This window comes from Aeromonas sp. MTB (genome assembly GCF_056632455.1).
Genome location: NZ_CP147026.1, coordinates 1,064,336 through 1,085,200, shown reverse-complemented (window position 1 = coordinate 1,085,200; position 20,865 = coordinate 1,064,336). Strand labels below are relative to the sequence as shown.

At 58.0% G+C, this 20,865-nt stretch carries 16 protein-coding genes; 4 read left to right on the top strand and 12 right to left on the bottom strand.

Features of this window, described 5'->3' with window-relative positions:
- Nucleotides 1–10 precede the first annotated feature (10 nt).
- The 6 genes from aroK to tapM all read right to left on the bottom strand — a co-directional run bounded on the left by aroK (nucleotide 11) and on the right by tapM (nucleotide 5,716).
- Nucleotides 11–529, bottom strand: a complete 519-nt coding sequence (gene aroK / locus WBR25_RS05065) for a shikimate kinase AroK (RefSeq protein WP_005335014.1) — start codon at nucleotides 527–529, stop codon at nucleotides 11–13.
- A 191-nt stretch (nucleotides 530–720) separates the two neighbouring features.
- On the bottom strand, nucleotides 721–2,946 hold the full coding sequence (locus tag WBR25_RS05060) for a type IV pilus secretin PilQ (protein WP_479749507.1): 2,226 nt from the start codon (nucleotides 2,944–2,946) through the stop codon (nucleotides 721–723).
- 16 nt (nucleotides 2,947–2,962) lie between these two features.
- A complete protein-coding gene (locus WBR25_RS05055) occupies nucleotides 2,963–3,496 on the bottom strand; it encodes a pilus assembly protein PilP (RefSeq protein WP_005335020.1) in 534 nt (177 codons plus the stop codon).
- A complete protein-coding gene (tapO, locus tag WBR25_RS05050) occupies nucleotides 3,493–4,092 on the bottom strand; it encodes a PilO family type IV pilus biogenesis protein TapO (RefSeq protein ID WP_019446350.1) in 600 nt (199 codons plus the stop codon). The genes WBR25_RS05055 and tapO overlap by 4 nt, the downstream gene beginning before the upstream one ends.
- A complete protein-coding gene (gene tapN / locus WBR25_RS05045; protein WP_005353997.1) occupies nucleotides 4,089–4,667 on the bottom strand; it encodes a PilN family type IV pilus biogenesis protein TapN in 579 nt (192 codons plus the stop codon). Before tapN ends, tapO begins: the two co-directional genes overlap by 4 nt.
- A complete protein-coding gene (gene tapM, locus WBR25_RS05040; RefSeq protein WP_279486673.1) occupies nucleotides 4,655–5,716 on the bottom strand; it encodes a PilM family type IVa pilus assembly protein TapM in 1,062 nt (353 codons plus the stop codon). Before tapM ends, tapN begins: the two co-directional genes overlap by 13 nt.
- A 300-nt stretch (nucleotides 5,717–6,016) precedes the next feature.
- On the opposite strand from tapM, the gene WBR25_RS05035 reads away from it, so the two are divergent.
- The gene (locus tag WBR25_RS05035) at nucleotides 6,017–8,488 is read left to right on the top strand and encodes a penicillin-binding protein 1A (RefSeq protein WP_479749506.1); all 2,472 of its coding nucleotides are present in this window, start codon (nucleotides 6,017–6,019) and stop codon (nucleotides 8,486–8,488) included.
- Between the two features lie 48 nt (nucleotides 8,489–8,536).
- On the opposite strand, the gene oxyR is transcribed toward WBR25_RS05035, so the two are convergent.
- The 4 genes from oxyR to WBR25_RS05015 all read right to left on the bottom strand — a co-directional run bounded on the left by oxyR (nucleotide 8,537) and on the right by WBR25_RS05015 (nucleotide 12,986).
- Nucleotides 8,537–9,436 carry a DNA-binding transcriptional regulator OxyR gene (gene oxyR, locus WBR25_RS05030; RefSeq protein ID WP_005354003.1) on the bottom strand — a complete coding sequence of 300 codons (900 nt, stop codon included), beginning with the start codon at nucleotides 9,434–9,436 and terminating at the stop codon, nucleotides 8,537–8,539.
- Nucleotides 9,437–9,592: 156 nt separating this feature from the next.
- Nucleotides 9,593–11,230, bottom strand: coding sequence for a methyl-accepting chemotaxis protein (locus tag WBR25_RS05025; protein ID WP_021229786.1), 1,638 nt, complete (start codon nucleotides 11,228–11,230; stop codon nucleotides 9,593–9,595).
- A 176-nt stretch (nucleotides 11,231–11,406) separates the two neighbouring features.
- Nucleotides 11,407–12,045, bottom strand: a complete 639-nt coding sequence (locus WBR25_RS05020) for a DsbA family protein (RefSeq protein WP_174218725.1) — start codon at nucleotides 12,043–12,045, stop codon at nucleotides 11,407–11,409.
- A gap of 80 nt (nucleotides 12,046–12,125) precedes the next feature.
- A complete protein-coding gene (locus WBR25_RS05015; RefSeq protein ID WP_058055949.1) occupies nucleotides 12,126–12,986 on the bottom strand; it encodes a Vmh family MBL fold metallo-hydrolase in 861 nt (286 codons plus the stop codon).
- 126 nt (nucleotides 12,987–13,112) lie between these two features.
- On the opposite strand from WBR25_RS05015, the gene WBR25_RS05010 reads away from it, so the two are divergent.
- Nucleotides 13,113–14,012 carry a LysR family transcriptional regulator gene (locus tag WBR25_RS05010; protein ID WP_144714476.1) on the top strand — a complete coding sequence of 300 codons (900 nt, stop codon included), beginning with the start codon at nucleotides 13,113–13,115 and terminating at the stop codon, nucleotides 14,010–14,012.
- 65 nt (nucleotides 14,013–14,077) lie between these two features.
- On the opposite strand, the gene WBR25_RS05005 is transcribed toward WBR25_RS05010, so the two are convergent.
- A complete protein-coding gene (locus WBR25_RS05005; protein WP_323970374.1) occupies nucleotides 14,078–14,857 on the bottom strand; it encodes a BPSS1780 family membrane protein in 780 nt (259 codons plus the stop codon).
- 302 nt (nucleotides 14,858–15,159) lie between these two features.
- Here WBR25_RS05005 and WBR25_RS05000 point away from each other — a divergent pair, with 302 nt between their 5' ends.
- Nucleotides 15,160–15,981 (top strand): peptidoglycan DD-metalloendopeptidase family protein, encoded by an 822-nt coding sequence (locus WBR25_RS05000; RefSeq protein ID WP_479749505.1) that lies wholly within the window; start codon nucleotides 15,160–15,162, stop codon nucleotides 15,979–15,981.
- Between the two features lie 88 nt (nucleotides 15,982–16,069).
- Here WBR25_RS05000 and WBR25_RS04995 read toward each other — a convergent pair whose 3' ends face one another.
- Nucleotides 16,070–17,407 (bottom strand): MATE family efflux transporter, encoded by a 1,338-nt coding sequence (locus tag WBR25_RS04995; RefSeq protein WP_479749504.1) that lies wholly within the window; start codon nucleotides 17,405–17,407, stop codon nucleotides 16,070–16,072.
- 155 nt (nucleotides 17,408–17,562) lie between these two features.
- Between WBR25_RS04995 and mscM the strand changes: the two genes are divergently transcribed.
- A complete protein-coding gene (mscM, locus tag WBR25_RS04990; RefSeq protein ID WP_479749503.1) occupies nucleotides 17,563–20,844 on the top strand; it encodes a miniconductance mechanosensitive channel MscM in 3,282 nt (1,093 codons plus the stop codon).
- Nucleotides 20,845–20,865: the final 21 nt, after the last annotated feature.

Here is a 20,865-nt window from a genome sequence, read left to right as displayed (position 1 = left end):
GTCCTCTAGATTACATACCGATCAGCTTTACAATTTGATTGGCAACGATTTTTGCGCTCTGGTCATCGGTGTGCACAACAAAGTCGGCAACCTCTTCATACAGGGCATTGCGCTCTTGTGCCAGACGTTCCAGCACTTCGCGTGCAGGTTCTTCGGTCTGTAGCAGAGGGCGGCGTTTGTCTCGCTGTGTGCGCGCCAGCTGCTTTTCAATAGTGGTTTCGAGGTAGACCACGATGCCACGAGCAGACAACTTGTTGCGGGTTTCGCGACTCTTGATGGCACCGCCACCCGTCGCCAGCACGATACCCTGCTGCTCTGACAATTCGCCGATCACCTTCTCTTCGCGAATCCGGAAACCTTCTTCGCCTTCAACATCGAACACCCAGCCGATATCAGCACCACTGCGGCGCTCAATCTCATGATCTGAGTCGAAAAACTCCATATGCAGTTGTTCTGCCAGATGTCTACCTATGGTGCTCTTGCCCGCACCCATGGGACCTATCAGGAAAATATTGCGTTTCTCAGCCATGTCTTTTCGTTAGTAATTACAAACTGTACGACCCCGATGAATACTGGATCGGGGTACCTATGAACCTTATCTTGCGATGGATCAGGAGGGGGATTATCTCAATAGATATCGGGACTGGCAACCGCAGCCCTTACGCCCCAGCCTCATTGGGGCGTAAGGTTATATGTGTTTTACCTTCACATGTAAAGCATTCAGAAGGCATCGGTGACTATCTTGGGCGTCACGAAAATCAGCAACTCCCGCTTTTTGTTCTCGCTGGTGGTCTTGCGGAACAAGGCCCCCAATCCGGGGATATCGCCCAACAAAGGCACCTTGGTTACATCGCTCTTGATGGTCTGCTGATAGATGCCGCCCAGCACCAGCGTCTCGCCATTGTTCACCAACACCTGAGTGGTGATGGACTGGGCGTTGATGGAAACCGCATCACCGGTACCGGTCGGTACCGTTTCCCCCTTGGTATCTTGGGTCACGGTCAGGTCGAGAATCACCCGATTGTCAGGGGTGATCTGCGGGGTAACCTTCAGGCTCAAGACCGCCTTCTTGAAGGTAACCGAGGTAGCACCACTGGAAGAGGACTCCACATAGGGGATCTCGGTACCCTGCTCGATCAATGCCGGTTTCTGGTTCGCCGTGGTCACGCGCGGACTGGCGATAATCTCGGCCTTGCTCTCTTTTTCCAGCGCCGACAACTCGAGATCCAGCAAGGTGCCATCAGCCAAACGGGCAACCTGGAAGGCCAAAGTACCGGCCGCATTGGTCACCGGCAGGTTGACATTCATCCGCTGCTTCTCGGAAGGTCTGGTAATCGTTGAACTACCGTCGTTATTACCGGACGAATCATTCCCTTCAATAGAGCCTGAAGTGCTGTTGCCGTGACCATCGTTTTTGGTCACTCCCCAACGCACCCCGAGCGCTTCATCAAAACCGTCATCAATGGTCACCATCCGCGCCTCGATAACCACCTGCTTGACCGGAATATCGAGGATATCGAGCATCCGTTTGATGCTGCTGATGACATCGGCAGTATCCTTGACCACCAGCACGTTGGTTCGCTCGTCCACGCTCACCGCACCACGGGGTGACAGCAACTTGGTACTTTCGGAAGAGAGCAGGGCCGCCACTTCCGAGGCCTTGGCATAGTTTATCTGCAGATATTCGGTATAGAGCGGGGCCAAATCAGCAACCTGATTGCGGCTCTCAAGTTGCTGCTTCTCGCGCGTTGCGATCTCTTCCGCCGGAGCCACCAACAGAATGTTGTTATCCAACCGCTTATCCAGACCCCGTACCTTCAAAATAATGTCGAGCGCCTGCTCCCACGGCACCCCATCCAGACGCAGGGTAATATTGCCTGCTACCGAATCTGTGGTTACCAAGTTAAGGTTGTTGAAATCAGCGATCAGCTGCAACACGGTACGGACTGGAATATCCTGAAAGTTCAATGAGATGGGCTTTCCCTGATACTGCTTGGATGCCGTGGCCGTCGTCCGCTTTTTCACCTCGATAATGAAGAGCTTGTCTGCCTGATCGTAACGGTAATCAAACTGACCATTGATCGACAGTTCAAACAGGGTATCGCTCCCCTGCCGGGAGACTTCAACCTGAGAGACCGGCGTTGCAAAATCCTGCACGTTGATCAGATTAAGCAAGCCATCCGGCACCCGAGTGCCATGAAACTTGGCCAGTACGGTCTGGCCTCGGCTGCTCACATCGACGGCGGCCGAGCTGTTATCGAGCGTGACCAGAAACTCCCCCTGGCCATCTTTACCACGACGAAAATCCACACCGGTAACCGAGTTGAAATAGGCGCCGCCCCCACTGCTCTGATAGTTGTTAAGCACCGGCTTGCTGGCAGGCTGTGTGGCTACCGGCGTAGTCACGGGCGCAACAGGCATCGACCGGGCGACGACCTGAGGATTGAGCAGTGCCGAGGGAGAGGGTGTGGCCACCATCGCAGAGGGTGCTGTCACAGGAGTAGCCGAGGTTGCGGGTGCAATCAGCGCGCTCTCACCATTGATGAGCCCGGAAGAGGCCCCCTCGCCCAATGACACCAGTAATTTGTTCCCCTGTTGCTGAACCTGATAGGGGGCCAGCTGATCGAGTGCGATCTTGATATCCAGACCTGCGCCCTTACCCTCAACCTTGATATTATCAACCCCCAGGCGCTGGATCGGCAGCGGGTTCACTTTCAGCGCCCCTGCCGCACCGGGAACATGCAACAACAGCTGATTGGGTTGGTAAGAGAGACGATCGGTAAAGCCCGTGACCGGCTCACTGAAACTGAGCTCCACCAGCAATTGATCGGCCAGCAGCGGATTGACCTTGATCTCCTGCAGGGTTGCCACTGCCCACGCCTGACTGAGGGCGCTGGCGCAAAACAGCAAAGCCACTTTGGATACACTCTCTATTGTTGTTCTCATTGCTGTTCGTCCCTGATTATTGTTTTTCTTGCACATTGGCCATCGCCAACTGGGTTTCTCTTGTTACCCAGCACCCCTTCCCGTCCGGAATGGTTTCCAACAAATCCACGGCAGTGTCAGTGATCTTGATGACCCGGCCCTGATCAAGCCCCATATACTGGTTGAGCCCGACCCGCATCGATTTGCCATCCGGGGTGCTGATCAAGGCCCACAACTGACCCGCCTTACCTAAAGAACCATGCATCGACAGACTGGCCAGCGAATAATTTTCCAGCACCTCTTTCTCACGATCCATCAGGGTCTGTGCACAATCCGGCTGGGCCTTGGCAGTACTTGTACTTCCGACCGTCGCCTCAGGCTGGGGAACCATGAAGGGGCTGCGCAACTCGCGTTGCTGGTAGTGCATAGGGGCAAAAGGCTTCAGCTCGGGCAAGGGCTCGATAGGTATGGGTGGCCTTGCTTTGGTCTGGGCGACATAGCTATCCATGTCCTCCTGACCACCACAGGCCGCCAGCAAGAGGGCAGGCAATAACCAGCAGATGCGTCTCATTGTTTCGGCTCCACTGTTTTACCGTTGTACTTGTAGGTCTTGGCCAGCATCGACATCGAAATCAGCTCCCCTTCATCCTTGCTCTGACCCAGAGTGAAGGAGTCAAGGATGACGATACGGGGCAAAGCGGCCATGTCAGCGGTAAACTTGCCAATTTCATGGTAAGTGCCCACGACTTCGATACGCATTGGTAGCTCGGTTGAAAACTCGTGCTTTACCTCGGGTTCCCAGTTGATCCGGTTCAATTTCAAGCCGTTGTCGGTAGCAATAAAGCTGATATCGTCCAGCAGACCGGCGACCTCATGGGTATTGGGCAACTGCTTGAGCTGGGTATCAACCAGTTGCTCAAGCTGAACCATTTGCGCCTTGTATGCCCCCAGGTTGGCAGCCAGCATCGCCTTGCTTTCAAACTGGGCTTTCAGTTCGGTCTCTTTCCCCGCTTCCTGAGTCAAACTGGTCAGTGAGTTGGCAATCACGTAGTAGTAGATGGCGCCGCCGGTCAACACGCAGCAGAAAAAGATGAAGACCCCTTTTGCCCATTTTGGCCAGCTTGCTATGTCATTGATATCCAACTCGTTGAGTTGCTGAAGGTTCATTGTTGCTCCTTGGCCACATTCCCTGCAGCCGCAGCATTGTTGGCGATCAGGAACATCATGGAAAACTGGCTCAATGACACTGGCGCAACGTCAGCCGCAAAAATAGTGCTTATCTTTGCCTGACCCAGCCAGCCGGAACCATCAATCCGCCGCATCATGCTGGCCACCCGACCATAGGCTTCGGTCTTGCCATTTACATCAATAATATTGTTCTGCATCGAGAGGGTGTTGAGGTAAACCCCGTTGGGCACCAATGAAGGCAGCTGATTGAAGAGGCGGACGGGCACATTGCGGCGCATCTGCAACTGCTCGATGAGCTGCATCCGATCGATCAGTTCCTTGCGACGCTCTTTGAGCAGACGGATCTCCCCCAGCTGGGCATCCAGAATAGTCATCTCCTGAACCAGCCTCTGGTTGCGCTGCTGCTGGGCGACGATCTGGCGATCAACCAGCCAGTTGGCAAAAAATCCCAACGCGACCGTGGCCAGCACAAAAATCCCCAGCAAGGCCCCGAACTGTTTCTTTTGGCGCTGGGCCCGGGCTTCACGCCAGGGTAGAAGGTTTATATTTGACATGGTGTGAAACTCCTCAGAGCCAACCCGAATGCCGTCATATATTTAGCACCATGTACCAGCTCGGCCTCCCCTTTCGGTTTGCCAAACAGGGCGAACAGATCCGGGTGCAACACCTCGCAATTGACCTCTTCTTTTACCTGCACCAACAAACCGGGTAGCAGACTGCCTCCCCCTGTCAGCACCAGTTTTGCGATGTCGCGATAACCGGATGAACTGCAAAAGAGCTGGATATTGCGCCGCACTTGCTGCAACAGCGAGTTGATGTGGGGCATCAGCACATCCAGCTCATGGTCAACAGGCAAGGTACCGTTGGTTTTAGCCTGCTCAGCCTCATCCAGCGTCATGCCATAAAAGGAGGAGAGCGCCTGGCTGTACTGATCGCCGCCGAAGTTTTGCAAGCGGGAGTAGATCACCTCTCCCTTGACCAGCGCCGCAAAGGTCATGGCACTGGCACCGATATCTATCACCCCGATCGGCCGTTCACTCTCCTGCAATTCGGGCAGACATGCCACCACGGCACGGCCCAGCGCATGGGCGCCCACATCCACCACCTTGACGGCAATACCGGCTTCGGCAAGGGCGCTGACCCGGCCGTTGACACTCTCGGTGCGGGCTGCGCTCAGCAGCACATCTTGACGATCTTCGCTATTGTTGGTGCTCAGCACCTCAAAATCGAGACTCACTTCATCAAGGGGGAAGGGAATGATCTGCTCGGCCTCCAGCTGCACCTGACTCTCCAGCTCCTTGTCGCTGAGGCGGGCATCAATCTGGATCACCTTGGTTATCACGTTGGAGCCGGTCACCGCAGTGGCGGCATAGTCGCTGTGAGCAGGGATCAGGCGCTTGAGGCTCTTGAGAGATTGGCTGACACGCTCGATATCCTGCAATTGATAGTCAACCAGCGTCCCTTTCGGGGTGGCAATATCGGCGACAGATTCGAGATGAAGCTTGCCGGGTCGGCCACTGAGGGTAACGGCCTTGATGGTCTGGCTGCCAAAATCAATGCCCACCAGAGGGAGGAGGGATCCCTTGTTAAAAAGCCCAAACATATACACATCCATGCGTTATTTGGTTTTATTCCTGAACAGAGTGTAGGACACCCGATCAGAGGAGTGCTTCACTCATCCTAAATGCTCTAACTATCAATGTCATAAAGTTTATGCCGAAAAGTGACCCATCTCGCTTTCTTCATGGCAAGTGGCCCTCCTTGGTTATTGCTCCCTGTAGTGCTAACCTCTCGCATCCTTTTGAGGTGGGTGGCTCGCCACAGGAAAACCTCGAATTCCCGATGGCAAAAGGGCTATACTCTGCGCCCGTTGGCTAATTTTAAGACGATTGGTAGTTCTTCCATGCTGAAATGGCTCGTTCGCCTGTTTATTGTCATGATGCTGGGTGCAGTGCTGGGTGTTGCCAGCCTCATCGGTATCTACTTCTATATCAAACCCCAACTGCCCGATGTCACCGCACTGCGTGACGTCAAGCTGGCAACCCCGATGCGGGTTTACAGCCGGGATGGGGAGTTGATCGCCCAATATGGCGAAATTCGTCGCATTCCATTGCGTCTGGACGAAATTCCGCAACCCATGATCGATGCCGTACTGGCGACCGAAGATGCACGTTTCTATGAGCACCCGGGCATTGACCCGATTGGTATCATTCGAGCCGCATCCGTCTGGGCTGTTTCCGGCCATGCCCGTCAGGGTGCCAGTACCATCACCCAGCAGGTTGCCCGTAACTTCTTCCTGAGCAATGAGAAGACCATCATCCGCAAGATCAAGGAGGTCTTCCTGGCCTGGCGGATCGAGCAGAATCTCTCAAAAGACGAGATCCTCGAACTCTACCTCAACAAGATCCCCCTCGGTTATCGCTCCTTCGGGATCGGTGCTGCGGCACAGGTTTACTTTGGTAAAGAGGTCAAGGATCTGGGACTGGACGAGATCGCCATCATTGCCGGTCTGCCGAAAGCCCCCTCCATGCTCAACCCCATCCGCTCCCCCGAGCGCGCTTTTGCTCGCCGCAACGTCGTGCTGGGCCGGATGCTGGAAACCGGCAAGATCACCCAAGCCCAGTTTGACGAAGCGTCCAAAATGCCGATCAAGGCCCGTTTTCACGGCGCCGAAGTGACCCTGCACGCCCCTTATCTCGGTGAAATGGCGCGCCAGAAGATGGTCGAGCAGTTCGGTGAAGATGCCTACACCATGGGCCTGCACGTCTACACGACCGTCTCTGCCGAACGTCAGCGGGCAGCCAGACAGGCGCTGCTGGATGGCGTCTTTGCCTATGATATGCGCCACGGCTATCGCGGCCCGACGGCTCAGTTGTGGAAAGCTGGCGAGACAGCCTGGGATTACGAGCAGATCGTCGCTCACCTTGGCAAGCAGCCCACTTATGATCCGCTGATGGCGGCAGTCGTGACCAAGCTCGGTGATCGCAGCGCCACGCTGGTACTGAAAAATGGCAAAGAAGCAGAGCTCGGCTGGAATGGCATCAAATGGGCTCGCTCCTTTATTACCGACGACCGCCAGAGCTATGCCCCAAAATCGGCGCGCGATGTGCTGAAAGTCGGCGCCCAGATCTGGGTACGGGAAGAAGGCGAAGAGTTGCTGCTGGCCCAAATCCCGGACGTCAACGCCGCGCTGGTTGCCATGAACCCGAAAAATGGCGCGCTGGAAGCACTGGTCGGTGGTTTCAGCTTCGAACTCTCCAAATTCAACCGGGTCGATCAGGCTCGTCGTCAGATCGGCTCCAATATCAAGCCTTTCCTCTATGCGACCGCGCTGGAGCACGGCTATACCCTGGCATCGCTCATCAACGATGCGCCGATCAACCAGTGGGATCCGTCAAAAGGGCCCATGTGGCAGCCCAAGAACTCCCCGGCCGTTTATGATGGCCCCACCCCGCTGCGTCTGGGACTGGCCAAGTCCAAGAACGTGATGTCGGTTCGACTGATGCGCGCCATCGGTCTGGATACCTATATCGACGGTCTGACCCGCTTTGGCTTCCCCCGCGACTTTATCTCTCCCCATGAGTCGCTGGCGCTGGGTGCTGCCGAATTCACCCCCCTCGAGGTAGTGCGTGGTTACTCGGTTCTGGCCAACGGTGGCTTCCTGGTGACCCCATACTTCATCGACAAAGTGACCGACAGTCTGGAGAACACCCTCTATCAGGCCAATCCTGCTATTGCTTGCACCACCTGCGAACAGCAGGCCGCGCCCGAGCAGAGCACACTGCCAGAGCCAACTGTTGATGGTGCCGCACAAGATGGCACGCAGACCCCTCTCGCGCCAACCATCGCACCGCATACCATCAGTGCCCAGAGTGCGTTCCTGATCACCGACACCCTGAGCACAGCCATCTGGGGTGGCAACGGCTGGCGTGGTACCGGCTGGCGTGCAGCCCGCGACCTGAAACGTCACGACATCTCCGGCAAAACCGGTACCACCAACGAATCGCGGGATGCCTGGTTCTCCGGCTACACCCCGGACATCGTTGCTACCTCATGGATCGGTTTTGACAACCACCAGCGTGGCCTTGGCCGTGCCGAGTTTGGTGGTGGCGCCGCGCAGCCTATCTGGATCGACTTCATGAAAGTCGCCCTCAAAAAGCTGCCTGAGCACAAGATGCCGGTTCCCGAGGGGATCATGACGGTGAAGATTGATAGCGAAACCGGCCTGCTGGCGACCAGTGGCGGCACCGACGAATACTTCAAGGAAGGGACCGAACCGACCCGCTACGCAGCACCGAGCTCGGATGGCAATCAGGTCTACGGCGGTGACAACCCCGATGTGGAAGGGCCTGTCTCAACCGACGATATCTTCTAAGCTGCTCTCGCGGCAAAAGCAAAACCGGCAGCCTTGGCTGCCGGTTTTTTATTGGGCCAACTGCTTGCTCATCAGCGTAGCGATCGAGGCGGCCAGCTCGTTGAAACAGGGGCGACGCACCGAGTAGTGGCGATAGAGCAGCGAGATGGTACGCCCCGGCACAGGGTCAACCACCGGCCGATAGCTCACCCCTCCCTCATCATGATCGGCAGGTACGGCCAGCTTTGGTACCAAAGTCATGCCGCTACCGGCGGCCACCATGTTGCGCAGCGTCTCCAGACTGGTCCCCTTGAAGCGTTGATCCTCACCTATCCCGCCGGCGAAACAGAATCCCATCGCCTGATCCCGCAAACAGTGGCCATCGGCCAGCATCAGCAATTTCTTGCCCTTGAGATTACCGAGCGGCACCTGTCTGGCCTGTGCTTCGGGGTGATGGCAAGGCACCGCCAACCACATCGGCTCGTGGTAGAGCTGGATTGAACCAAACCCTTCCATCCCCGGCATCTCGGCCAGAATGACGCAATCCAGCTCCCCCTCTTCCAGCCGTTTGAGCAGGGTTTGGGTCTGCTCCTCATAGAGGTAAAACTCCAGCTGGGGAAAACGCTCACGCAAGGTCTGAATAATGCGGGGCAACAGGTAGGGGCCCACTGTCGGAATAAAACCGATATGGATCTCCCCGGACATCGGCTCGGAGAAGTGCTGACCGATGCTCTTGAGCTCGCGCACCTCCTTGAGCACCCGACGCGCCTGATGGGCCATGGCATCGCCAGCCGGAGTAAACAGCACCTTGCGCGAGGTACGTTCGATCAGAATGACCCCGAGTTCATCTTCCAGCTTGCGCAGCTGGCCGCTCAGGGTGGGTTGACTGACAAAGCAGCGCTCAGCGGCTTTGCGAAAATGTTTTTCCTCATCCAGCGCCACCAGATATTCGAGATCGCGAAGATTCATACAGCAAGAGTCCTGCCTGGAAAATGGGCCATCAGCATGCACAATATCGTCCGGCGGGACAAGTCATCCGCTCGCGGTGAACCTCTCTGGCTGCCCCTCCAAAACAGAAAAGCCCGATCACCTTGCGGTAATCGGGCTGTTTGGCTCGCCGAGGGATTAGACCCTGAAACGGCGCACCATATCCTGCAGTTGGGTAGCCAAATGGTTCAGCTCGTTGCACGCCTGAGCCATCTGGGTGGCACCGGCGGCGACCTCTTCGGAAGCATGGCTGATATTGACCACGTTACGGTTGAGCTCCTCACTCACAGCTCCCTGCTCTTCGGTGGCTGTCGCAATCTGGATGTTCATGTGGGAGATGCTGCTGACCGAGCCACTGATCTGGGAGATAGACTCGCCCGCTTCCCGCGCGGTAGCAACCGTGGTATTCATCAGCTCCTGACTCTGTTGCATAGTACTGCCCGCCTGTTCGGCACGCTGCTGCAACTCGGCAATGATGGTGTTGATCTGGGAGGTGGAGTCCTGAGTGCGCTTGGCCAGAGTACGCACCTCATCGGCCACCACCGCAAACCCCCGCCCCTGCTCACCGGCACGGGCCGCTTCAATGGCTGCGTTCAATGCCAGCAGGTTGGTCTGTTCGGCAATGCCGCGGATCACCTCCAGCACCATGCCGATATTGCGACTGTCATCGCCCAGTTGGCGGATCACCACCGCGGTACTCTCGATGGCACCGGCGACCCGTTCAATACGTTGAATGGAGTCATTCACCGTTTGCGCACCAAGTTCGGCCGTCTCACTGGCCGAGGTGGCGGCACTGGCCGCATCGCTGGTATTGCGAGAGACCTCCTGCACCGTGGCTTGCATCTCGTTCATCGCCGTCGCCAGCTGGTTCAGCTCATGTTGCTGAGCATTCATATTGTTGGCTGACTGCCTTGCTACGGCACTGATCTCTTCTACCGCAGAGCTCATCTGTACAACAGAACCGGATACCTCCCCAACCAGTTTGCGCAAGTTTTCTTGCATCTGCGCAAAGCCTTTCGCCAGTTGTCCTAATTCATCCTGATTAAACGCATTCAACTCCACACGATGAGTCAAATCACCAGCCGCGACGCTACCAACAAGTTCCAGCAAGCGATTAACGGGTCGTTTGATTTGCTGACTCAAATACCATGCAATCAACACCACGAAAATGAGAGTCGCTGCGCCAGTCAAGATACTGAGGAATTTGGAGCTGGTGTATGCCTCTTCACCTTGGGCATCCATCTCCTTGCCAATACGCTCATTTATCTCACGCAAATCCATCGTTAATTTTGTTGCCTGCTCCAGCGTGGTTCTGAGATTCCCTTGCAAAATCTCTCTTGTCTTGTCACTACTCTGTTTCACAGCCTGATATAGCGGGTCATGCGCTGTAAAAAAGGCATTTCCGGCAGTCTTCAACGCGTTAAAGGTTTGCTCTTCATCAGCAGCATTAAAAGCCAATCCGCCGTAATTAGCCGCAGCCTGCTCAAAACGTGCCTTTGAATCCATCACACCTTGTTGGGTTCGTTCAATATCCGCACTGTCGTTGTAGCCCATCGCGATCACCATAGATAATTGGAAACGCCGAGCATCAAGCAGTGCGATATGCATCTGACTTGCATAGCGAACAGAAGGGATAAGGTTCTCTGCCAATACAGTGTTTTGTTGATTGAGATACGACAGTCGTGAGACGCCATACCCGGCAAGCAGGCATACGCAAAGTGCCAGCACCGCAAAGCCAGTACTCAACTTCTGACCTATGGACATATTCTGGAGCATAGATTCATCCTTAACTGCGTGTCATCGTTTAATGTCGGTTTTGATAGGAGCTATGTGTTCATGTTTTTGTAATTGAGCATAGCCGTAGAGCTGTGCTTTTGTAGTTTGCATAAGCACCATATATCGCTATCGACACGCAGAGAGGGCCACTTTAACTACCGCAGACTATTAACGGTTTACTCTATTGCACGCAACAGTCGTGGGATCAGCAACTCCGGCTCCCCCAGATACTGGTTGACCTCTATCCTTTCGAGTTTTCCCCCTCGCTCTATACCCAAAGTAGGATAACCCTGACCGCCCAGCCGTTTCATCCAGCCCTGGCTATCTGCCAGATGTTGCAGCAAGGGGGCCTGCAGATAGGATTGCTGGAATGCCTCGGCTGCAATTCCCTGCTCTGCTGCCAGCGTGGCGAGAAATGCCGGCTCACCAATCCAGATCCCGTCCCGATAGTGGGATTGCTGGATCCGGTGCAACATGACCAGCCCATCGCCCCCCAACGCCGTGACGGCCAAAACCGCACGGATCGGCGGCTCGGAGTCCAGCAGACAGCCTTCCCGCAGCAGCAGTTCGTTAAAGTAGCGTTCGCCAAAATGCTGGCCGGTCAGCGCTTCGATCCGCTGATCATGGGGGCGCACATAATCACGCAATGCCTCGCCCATCGGCTGACGGCGACTACCCATCCAGAGACCGCCCGCATGCAGCTCGATCTTGAGTCCGGCAATGGTGGCTGCCGCCTGCAACAGGGGGGCGGCACCGTAGCACCAGCCACAGAGCGGGTCATAGACATAATGGAGGGTGGTTTGTTGTTCGATCATCTTTATTCTCGCTTCGATCTCGGATAAAAAACCGGGCCCTTAGGCCCGGTAAAAAACACAGGGAAAGCAGGCTCTGTGGCTTACCACTTCATCTCGCCGGTATTGACCTTGGCACCGATGGCCAGACCATCGTCAACCGGCAGTGCCGGATAGGCCTTCTTCAGAGCCTCAATCAGCTCACCGGAGTTTTTCGCCTTGGCCAGCTCCTGTTCGAAACGCTCTACATAGTCACGGGTAAAGCTCACAGCAGCAGTGCCCTTGGGAGCCGTGCCCAGGAAGTGGCCCGGCACCACGCGCTCGGGTTTCAGAGCCAGCAGGTTATCCAGCGCCTTGACCCAGTTGCTGCGAGCCGCCTTGGTCTGGCTGTCCGCCATCCAGACATGCACCCCGTGGTAGACCGGCACACCACCAAAAGCAGTCTTGATGGAAGGGGCCCAGAGGTAGGCATTCGGGGTATTCATCTCTTTGATTTCAATCTTCTCGCCATCCAGCGTCAGGTGGCTGGCGGTCATCACTTGCGGCACGGTCAAGCTCTTCGGTGCGCCCTTGCCGAGGATCGGGCTCCAGTAGCTCAGCTTGGCATCCTTGGTCTGGTTGATATGGTCAACCACATGCTGGTCGGCCAGCACTTTGACATCCGGGAACGCCGCCATGACCGGCTCCAGACCGAAGTAGAAGTCGGGGTCACCGGCACTGATATAGACAGTGGTCAGCTTCTTGCCGCTCTTCTTGATCATGTCGACCAGCGCCTGACCATTTTGCACATCGAATTGGGCATCGATCAGGATGGCCTCTTTGTCACCGGTCACCAGTGAGGAGGAGACCGGGAAGATCGCCTTCTCGCCAGGGTTGTAGACGGTCACGCTCAGGGGGGCGGCCAGTGCGGCGCCACTCAGCAGGGTGGTCGCCAGAGTCAGGTTGCGGATCAGGGTGTTGTTCATCATCTATTCCTCATTAAGTATTCGGGGGTTCATTTGATGGACACAGTGTATTGGATCACTTAAGGTGCAAATACAGCATAAAAAGCGCATCACTGTTGCACATATCGAACATATAGAGAGCCGTACATGGATCGACTGACCGCCTTGCGGGTCTTTGTCAGCGTAGTCGAACAAGGGAGCCTGAGCGGCGCCGGAGAGAAACTGGATATGTCGCGCGCCATGGTGTCGCGCTATCTGGCCGAGCTGGAGAGCTGGATGGGCGCCCGCCTGCTGCACCGCACCACCCGTCGTCTGAGCCTGACAGGGCCGGGAGAGGAGGCGCTGAACCGGGCCCGCGCAATGCTGGCACTCGGCGAGGAGATGGAGCAGATCGCCGTGAAGGGGGATGACGCCCCCAAGGGGCAACTGCGGATCACCAGCAGCTACTCCCTGTCAGAAGCACTGCTGGTCGGGGCTGCCAACGACTATCTGGCGCAATACCCGGGGACGGCCATCGACATTCTGCTGCTCGACAGAACCGTCAATCTGGTGGAGGAGCGGATCGATCTGGCGGTGCGCATCACCAACGACCTCGACCCCAATCTGGTGGCGCGCCGTCTCGGCACCTGCCACTCGGTAGTCTGTGCCAGCCCGGCCTATCTGGCCCGTCATCCGATGCCACACAAGGTGCAGGATTTGGCGCTGCACAACTGCCTCACCTACACCTACTTCGGCAAGAGCCTGTGGGAGTTCAATGGACCGGAGGGTCCCGAGTCAGTGCCGGTCAGCGGTAACCTGAGCGCCAATATCTCCAACCTGCTGCTGGAAGCAACGTTGGAAGGCGCAGGGATCAGCCTGCAGCCACGCTACTCGGCACAACCCTATCTGGAGCGCGGGGAACTGGTGCCCCTGCTGACCGACTGGCAGCCCAAGCGCCTCGGGGTATACGGGGTGTATGCCACCCGCAAACAGATGTCGCCACTGCTGCGCAGCTTCCTCGATTTTCTGCTGGCCCGCATGGCGGCGGATCCCATCTGGCAGGAGTAAGCACTCCGCACACCCAAACATAACGAAGGGGCCGCTGCGGGCCCCTTCTCACTCTGATCCCTTGATCAGGCTTCAAATCCGAATGGTTCTGAGTGCGGCGCTTCCGGCTGCGCACTCTCGTCCAGGAAAATATCCCGATAAGCCACATAGATGGAGTAGTTGAGCGCCGGGATCACCACCAGCAGACCTACCAGCAACAGCACAGCGCCAAACAGCAACAAAATGGCTGAGAGCAGCCCCCACCAGAAGAAGGGAAAAATATTGCGCCAGCAGCCGAAGAAGCTCAGCCGTACCGCCTGAATGATGCCGATATCGTGGTGGTAGATCAGCGCAGGAGCAAAGATGACCCCCATCAGCACGGGAATGATAAGCAGCATACCCACCAGCAACACCAGCAGCAGTTGTTGCAACTGGCTGGCAGAGACCACCATGCTCTCGGGATCCTGCGTCAGCAGCGGGAGCAGCCCCCACATGGAGAGCAGACCGAGACAGACGAGGCCCACCAGGCTGAACAGCAGCAACACCAGCAGACCGCCTAGCATCAGCGGGGTCAGCTTGTGGCGAAAACCGGCGAAGAGATCGGCAAACTGCAGCGGCTCCCCCCGATAACCCCGAGCGGCGACCGCCACCCAACCCGCGCCCCACACCATGTAGAGCAGCTGGGAGATAAGGCCACCCGCCGGCAGTTGCTCCAGCAGCATACCCACCATAAACCAGACCAGCACCATGGCCACGCTGATCCCCATCCCCTTGTTGAAGATATCGAACCCGCTGCGAACCCAGAGCCAGCCACGACCTGTCGTGTACCGGGCCGGAATGGTGCGCAAAGGGGGTAATCCGTTCATATCGTCTCCTCGGAGTGTCGGTGGCATCAGTGCCGGAAGCCGATTCTAGAGCCAGGGCGGGGGCGACTCAATGGCGAAGCGGCCCGACCACGACATAAAACCTGACGCAGCTACGCACAAAAGGGGCATCAGCCACGCCCCGCCACTGGCTGCCCCGACCATAACGAGGCACAATCTGCCCCCTTCCCCAGCCGCGCCTGTCGTGGCCTACGTGTCGTGATCACCCTTTAGTGATCGACGAATACCGGACAGGGGGTTGTCATCCCGCCATCCCGGGCGTTTTAACATCGAGTGATATCGTCATGAGAGTTGTGTGTTGTCTGTTGTTGTTACTGGCCAGCCATTCAGTTCTGGCCGAGGGTTTTATCAGTCGCCTGCTCAACCATCCGGTGCCAGGTGGCGTTGCGGTGATCCCTCTTGGCGCGTCACCCACTGCCCCCACGGCCCGCTATCACGACAAACCCGTGCTGGTAGTGCGCGAAGACAACCAGTGGATCGCCATCGTCGGCATCTCTCTGAAAAGCAAGCCCGGCGCCCAACAACTGACCACAGGTGATGGCCGCACTCTCGGCTTCACCGTCACCCCCAAGCACTACCGCGAGCAGCACATCAAGCTCAAGAACAGCCGTCAGGTCAATCCGCTCGCCGAGGATATGACACGTATCAACCGCGAGCTGGCGGAGCAGACCCGGGCTTACCAGACCTTCAGCCCCAACCAGCCGAGCAACCTGCTGTTCGACAAGCCGGTCAACGGCCCCCTCTCCAGCCCGTTTGGCCTGCGTCGTTTCTTCAATGGCGAGGAGCGCAATCCCCACTCCGGCCTCGACTTCGCAGTGGGTGCCGGCACCCCGATCAAGTCCCCCGCCGCAGGCAAGGTGATCCTGATCGGCAACTACTTCTTCAATGGCAATACCGTCTTTGTCGACCACGGTCAGGGGCTCATCAGCATGTTCTGCCACATGTCGAAGATCGATGTGAAGCTCGGCCAGAGCCTGCCGCGGGGCGGCATCGTCGGGCGAGTCGGTTCGACCGGCCGCGCTACCGGCCCCCATATGCACTGGAACGTCAGCCTCAACGACACCCGGGTCGATCCCGCCATCTTTATCGGCGCCTTCAAGCCCTGAATCGGCAGAGCCCGTTAACAAAACATCCTCTAACAAAACAGGCAGCCCATGGCTGCCTGTCTGCTATCTGCACGTCGAACCTGATTACCTATCCGGCCAGCGCATGGGCGCCGGACTCCCGACGCATCGCCCGCCACATCACCAACACCAGCAATGAGCTGCACGTTGGCAATGCCAGCCAGACCCCGGGCACGCCCCACAGGGTCGAGAATCCCCACAAGAAACAGCCGATCAGCACCAGCTTGCCACCGGTGAGCAGGGAGGCGATGCGGGCCCGATTGATGGCCTGAAAGTAGGTGGCCCCCACCAGCAGCAAGCCCTCCATCGGCAGCCCCCAGAAGTAGAGCCAGATCCCGAGGCTCGCCACCGGCAGCAGGGTGGCGTTGTCGCCGGCAAACAGATAGACCGCCGTCTCCGGCCACAGATAGAGCGGGAACATGGCGCACAGGGCGATCCCCAACGTCACTCCGAGTGCCAGATTGCGGATCCGCAACACCCGCCGCCAGTGACCGGCGCCCGCGTTGAAGCTGGCGATGGGCTGGATACCCATGGCGATCCCCTCGAACACCAGATAGAAGAAGGCCTCGGTGTAACTGATCACCCCGTAGGCTGCCACATGCAGCGAAGTGCCCACCGCCAGCAACGCCTTGTTGTGCAGCGCCAGCACTACCGAGAGATAGAGGTACATCAGAAAACTGGATATCCCGAGGCGCACCGTCTCGCCCATCAGCCGCAGATCGGGGCGCAAGGTGTTCCAGCTTATCCGCAGTTGGCTGCGCGGCGTGAAGAAGTGCCACAGGCAGGCGAGGCCCGTCACCGCCTGGGAGAGCATGGTGGCCGTCGCCACCCCGGCCAGTCCGAACGGAAACACCACCATCAGCAGATAGTCGAGCAGCACGTTGAGCAGCCCCCCGACCACCATGATGAGGGTGACAAATCCGGGGCGGCCATCGTTGCGCAGCAGCGAGCTGAACGCCATCGACAGCACCGCAAAGACGCCAAGCCAGGCGTAGGCCTGCAGGTAGGAGAGCCCGGCGGTGAAGATCTCCCCCTCCGCTCCCATCCAGGCCAACATGGGCTCGCCATAACGGATCCCGATAAAACTGAGCAGTGCCGAGGCCAGCAACACCATCACCAGCGCATTGCCGACGATATGGCGGGCTTTGGCCGGGTTGCCCTGCCCCAGATAGAAGGAGACCAGCGACGAGGCCCCCATACCGATCAGCGCCCCTACCGCATAGAGCACGGCGCAGATGGGATAAGCCAGCATCAGACCGGCCATGCCATCTTGACCCAGCACATGGCCAACGAAGATGCCATCGATGGTGACATAGATGCCGGTGATCAGCATGGCCGCAACGGTCGGGGTTACGTAACGCCAGAAAAGGCGAGATAGCGGGGCTGTGCCCAGATCAACAGCTGACATATTCGACTCGGTGGAGAGAAAGCGGCCGGGATCATAGCGAAACGGCAGCACGACTTCCTGTTATTTGTGTTATGAATCATTAATATAGACTGCTTTACCCGCCTCCCTGCCCTGTTTTAGGCTAGGGCCACCTCTTCTGAACGGAAACGAGCCTCATGTTGCAACGCCTGCTCACCCTCTTGCTGCTCTCCCTTCTCTTGTTGCCGCCAACCGTGCGCGCCGACGATGCCATTGCCCAGGCCGAATCCCTGTTGCAGAGCGTGCCCAAGAGCGATACCCCGGAAAACCAGAAGCTGCGGGAGAGCTACCAGCAGGCGCTGCAATTTGCCAGAGAGGCCGAGCGTTACCGGGAGCAGAGCAAAGCCTATCAGCAGATCCTCATCGATTACCCCAAGGAGTCGGCGCGCCTCAAGGAGAGCCTGCACAACTATCAGCCCGCAGCTCGCCCGCAGCTGGCGAGCCTCAAGGAGGAGGCGCTGCGCCAGGCCATAGGTCTGAGCAGCAACCGTCAGCTCAACCTGCGCAAGGAGCGGCAGGGGGTGATGGATAGCCTCAACCAGCTGGAGAGCACCGGGCAGGAGTATCACCTGCGGGTGGACGATCTGCGCAAACAGCTGCAACTGACCCGCAGCCAGCTGGAGCGACTGAGCTTCAGCAGCGAATCGGATCGCCAGCAGGAGGCACAGCTGCTGCTGACCAGAATGAAGGAGCAGAGCCTCTCCGACCGGATCCAGATGCTGGAGCTGGAGCAGCTCTCGGCCCAGCAGCGCAACGATCTCGGCAAGCTGAAACTGCAGGAGCTCAATCTGGCTATCGCCGACGAGGATGAGTGGCAAGCCAGCCTGCTGACCCAGCAGAACCAGCTGCGGCGGGAGAAGACCGAGCAGGCGCTGGAGGAGAGCGAGCGGCTGCGCAAGCAGCTCACCACCGACATGCCGCTGCTGCTAGAGCAGCAACAGCAGAATCAGGCACTCTCCATCCAGCTCGGCACACTGGAAGATCAGATTGATCGGGTGCAGGACGAACAGCGCAGTGTCGACAAAAATCTGTTTGAGCTGAATGAGCTGGTCAACTCGGTTCGCGAACAGCTGGAGTGGCTGCAGATCAGCAATGCCTACGGCGAGAACCTGCGCAGCAAACTCTCCGATCTGCCACCCCAGTTTCCCCTCGACAAGCTGGAGTCCGCCATCGTCAGCGCCCGCATGGCCAAGTACCAGTACGAGAGCGAACAGGATGGGCTCAAGGATACCCGCCAGCTGCGCGACAAGCTGATGGCCGAAGAGGAGGTAACGCTCGATCGGCCACAGCAAGCGGTGCTCGACAACCTGCTCAAGGCCCGGCGCCAGCTGCTGACCCGGCTCAACGACACCTCCGACACCCTCATTCAGGAGCAGACCCGCCTCAAACTGCTCTACAGCCGCCAGAACAGCAAGATCGACGAGATCCGCGAAATAAGCGCCAGCCACCTGTTCTGGATGCCGGATGTGCGCCCCTTTACCCCACAGGTGATGCTCGGCATTCCCGCCGCGCTGACGCTGGCCTTCAACCCGGACAACTGGTTGCAACTGCCCTATGCCATCGCCGAAAACAGCCCGCTGAGCCTCACGCTGGCCGGTATTGGTCTGCTGGTGCTGGCCTGGAGCTGGTTCAAACTGGCCCGTCATCTGAGCCTCTATTGCGACCATATTGCGCCGCGGATCGGCAAGGTAACCCAGGACAAATTCAGCCTCACCAGCCGCTTGCTGCTGCGCTCCCTGCTTGCCGCCCTCCCCTTGCCCGCCATGGTGCTGATGGTGCGCGGCCTGCTCGAAGGGGCCTGGCAATACCCGTTTGCGGTGGCGGTGGCGCGCGGTCTTGGCGAGATCTGGTTTCTGCTGCTGGCGCTGGTGATGGCCCGCCATCTGACGCTGGAGCGGGGGATTTTGATCCACCACTTCCGCTGGCCCCGGGAACAGGTGCAAAAGGTGTGGGGGCAGTTTCGCACCCTGCTGCTGGTGCTGATCCCGAGTTTCTTTGTGCAGGGGATGGCCAACAGCTATCAGGAGCACGCCTTCTACGACTCCCTCGGCCGGATGGCATTCATGATCGGCGCACTCTGGCTACTGCTCTTTTTTGCCCGTCTCAACCGGGAGCGATTGCCGCTCACCTGGGGCCAGACCGACATGACCAAGCCCCATCTGCTGCACCACTTCATCTGGAACAGCCTGATGCTGGCGCCGCTGCTGGCGGTGATTGGCGCCCTGTTTGGCTACTTCTATACCTCGCGCACCCTGCTGCGCCAGCTGGAGCTTAGCCTGCTGATGGGGCTGGGTTGCCTGCTGGTCTACTATCTGGCCAGACGCTGGATGCTGATCCAGCGCCGCCGCCTAGCCTTCGAGCGCGCCAAGAGCAAGCGGGCCGAGATCCTGGCCCAGCGCGGCCGGGAAGAGGGGCATGACGAGCTCAGCTCCGAGACCCCGGACGTGGTGGAAGAGACTGAGCTGGATCTCGATACCATCAGCGCCCAGTCGCTGGGACTGGTGCGCACCCTGCTGATGCTGGGCTTTACCATGCTGGTGGTAGTGCAATGGTCGGATCTCAACTCCGCCTTCAGTTTCCTCAGCAATATCGAGGTGTGGCAGGTGAGCAGCAAGATTGGCGGCATCGAGCAGCTCTCGGCCATCACCTTGCAGGATCTGATGCTGACCGCCTTCGTTTTCATTCTGACCGTGGTGACTGCCCGCAACCTGCCGGGGCTGATGGAGCTGACCCTGCTGCAACACCTCAGCCTCTCCCCGGGTACCGGCTTTGCCCTCACGACCACCAGCAAGTATCTGGTGATCCTGATCGGTGCCCTCACCGGCTTCTCCATGCTCGGCATCGACTGGTCGAAGACCCAGTGGCTGGTCGCCGCCCTCTCGGTGGGGCTGGGTTTCGGCCTGCAGGAGATCTTCGCCAACTTTGTCTCCGGCCTCATTATCCTGTTTGAGAAGCCAATCCGGCTCGGTGACACCGTCACCATTCGCGATCTCACCGGCACCGTCACCAAGATCAAGACCCGGGCCACCACCATAGTGGATTGGGATCGCAAGGAGATCATCGTGCCCAACAAGGCCTTCATCACCGAACAGTTCATCAACTGGTCGCTCTCCGATGCCATCACCCGGGTCAAACTGCGGATCCGGATCGGCCTGACCCGGGATCCGAAACTGGTGCAGCGCATTCTGGAAGAGTCCATCCAGGCATCGACCCTGGTATTGGAGACGCCGACGCCCGAGGTGTTCCTGATCGAATTCACCGACTCGGCACTGATCTACGAGATCCGCCTCTACGTCAACAACATGGATCACCGGATGCCCATCACCCACGAGGTTCACTCGCTGGTGCTGGAGAAGATGCAGCAGCAGGGACTTACCCTGCCCCATCAACAGATCGACATTCACCTGAGCCGCGGCTGATCCGCGAGGTAAAAGGAGCAG

Coding starts and splice junctions, on each gene's coding strand:
- WBR25_RS05020 (WP_174218725.1), bottom strand. CDS start 12,045: ATGATCGAACAACAAACCACCCTCCATTATGTCTATGACCCGCTCTGT.
- WBR25_RS05060 (WP_479749507.1), bottom strand. CDS start 2,946: ATGAGAACAACAATAGAGAGTGTATCCAAAGTGGCTTTGCTGTTTTGC.
- WBR25_RS05035 (WP_479749506.1), top strand. CDS start 6,017: ATGCTGAAATGGCTCGTTCGCCTGTTTATTGTCATGATGCTGGGTGCA.
- tapO (WP_019446350.1), bottom strand. CDS start 4,092: ATGAACCTTCAGCAACTCAACGAGTTGGATATCAATGACATAGCAAGC.
- WBR25_RS05025 (WP_021229786.1), bottom strand. CDS start 11,230: ATGCTCCAGAATATGTCCATAGGTCAGAAGTTGAGTACTGGCTTTGCG.
- WBR25_RS05055 (WP_005335020.1), bottom strand. CDS start 3,496: ATGAGACGCATCTGCTGGTTATTGCCTGCCCTCTTGCTGGCGGCCTGT.
- tapN (WP_005353997.1), bottom strand. CDS start 4,667: ATGTCAAATATAAACCTTCTACCCTGGCGTGAAGCCCGGGCCCAGCGC.
- oxyR (WP_005354003.1), bottom strand. CDS start 9,436: ATGAATCTTCGCGATCTCGAATATCTGGTGGCGCTGGATGAGGAAAAA.
- WBR25_RS05015 (WP_058055949.1), bottom strand. CDS start 12,986: ATGAACAACACCCTGATCCGCAACCTGACTCTGGCGACCACCCTGCTG.
- aroK (WP_005335014.1), bottom strand. CDS start 529: ATGGCTGAGAAACGCAATATTTTCCTGATAGGTCCCATGGGTGCGGGC.
- WBR25_RS05010 (WP_144714476.1), top strand. CDS start 13,113: ATGGATCGACTGACCGCCTTGCGGGTCTTTGTCAGCGTAGTCGAACAA.
- WBR25_RS05005 (WP_323970374.1), bottom strand. CDS start 14,857: ATGAACGGATTACCCCCTTTGCGCACCATTCCGGCCCGGTACACGACA.
- WBR25_RS04995 (WP_479749504.1), bottom strand. CDS start 17,407: ATGTCAGCTGTTGATCTGGGCACAGCCCCGCTATCTCGCCTTTTCTGG.
- tapM (WP_279486673.1), bottom strand. CDS start 5,716: ATGTTTGGGCTTTTTAACAAGGGATCCCTCCTCCCTCTGGTGGGCATT.
- WBR25_RS05000 (WP_479749505.1), top strand. CDS start 15,160: ATGAGAGTTGTGTGTTGTCTGTTGTTGTTACTGGCCAGCCATTCAGTT.
- mscM (WP_479749503.1), top strand. CDS start 17,563: ATGTTGCAACGCCTGCTCACCCTCTTGCTGCTCTCCCTTCTCTTGTTG.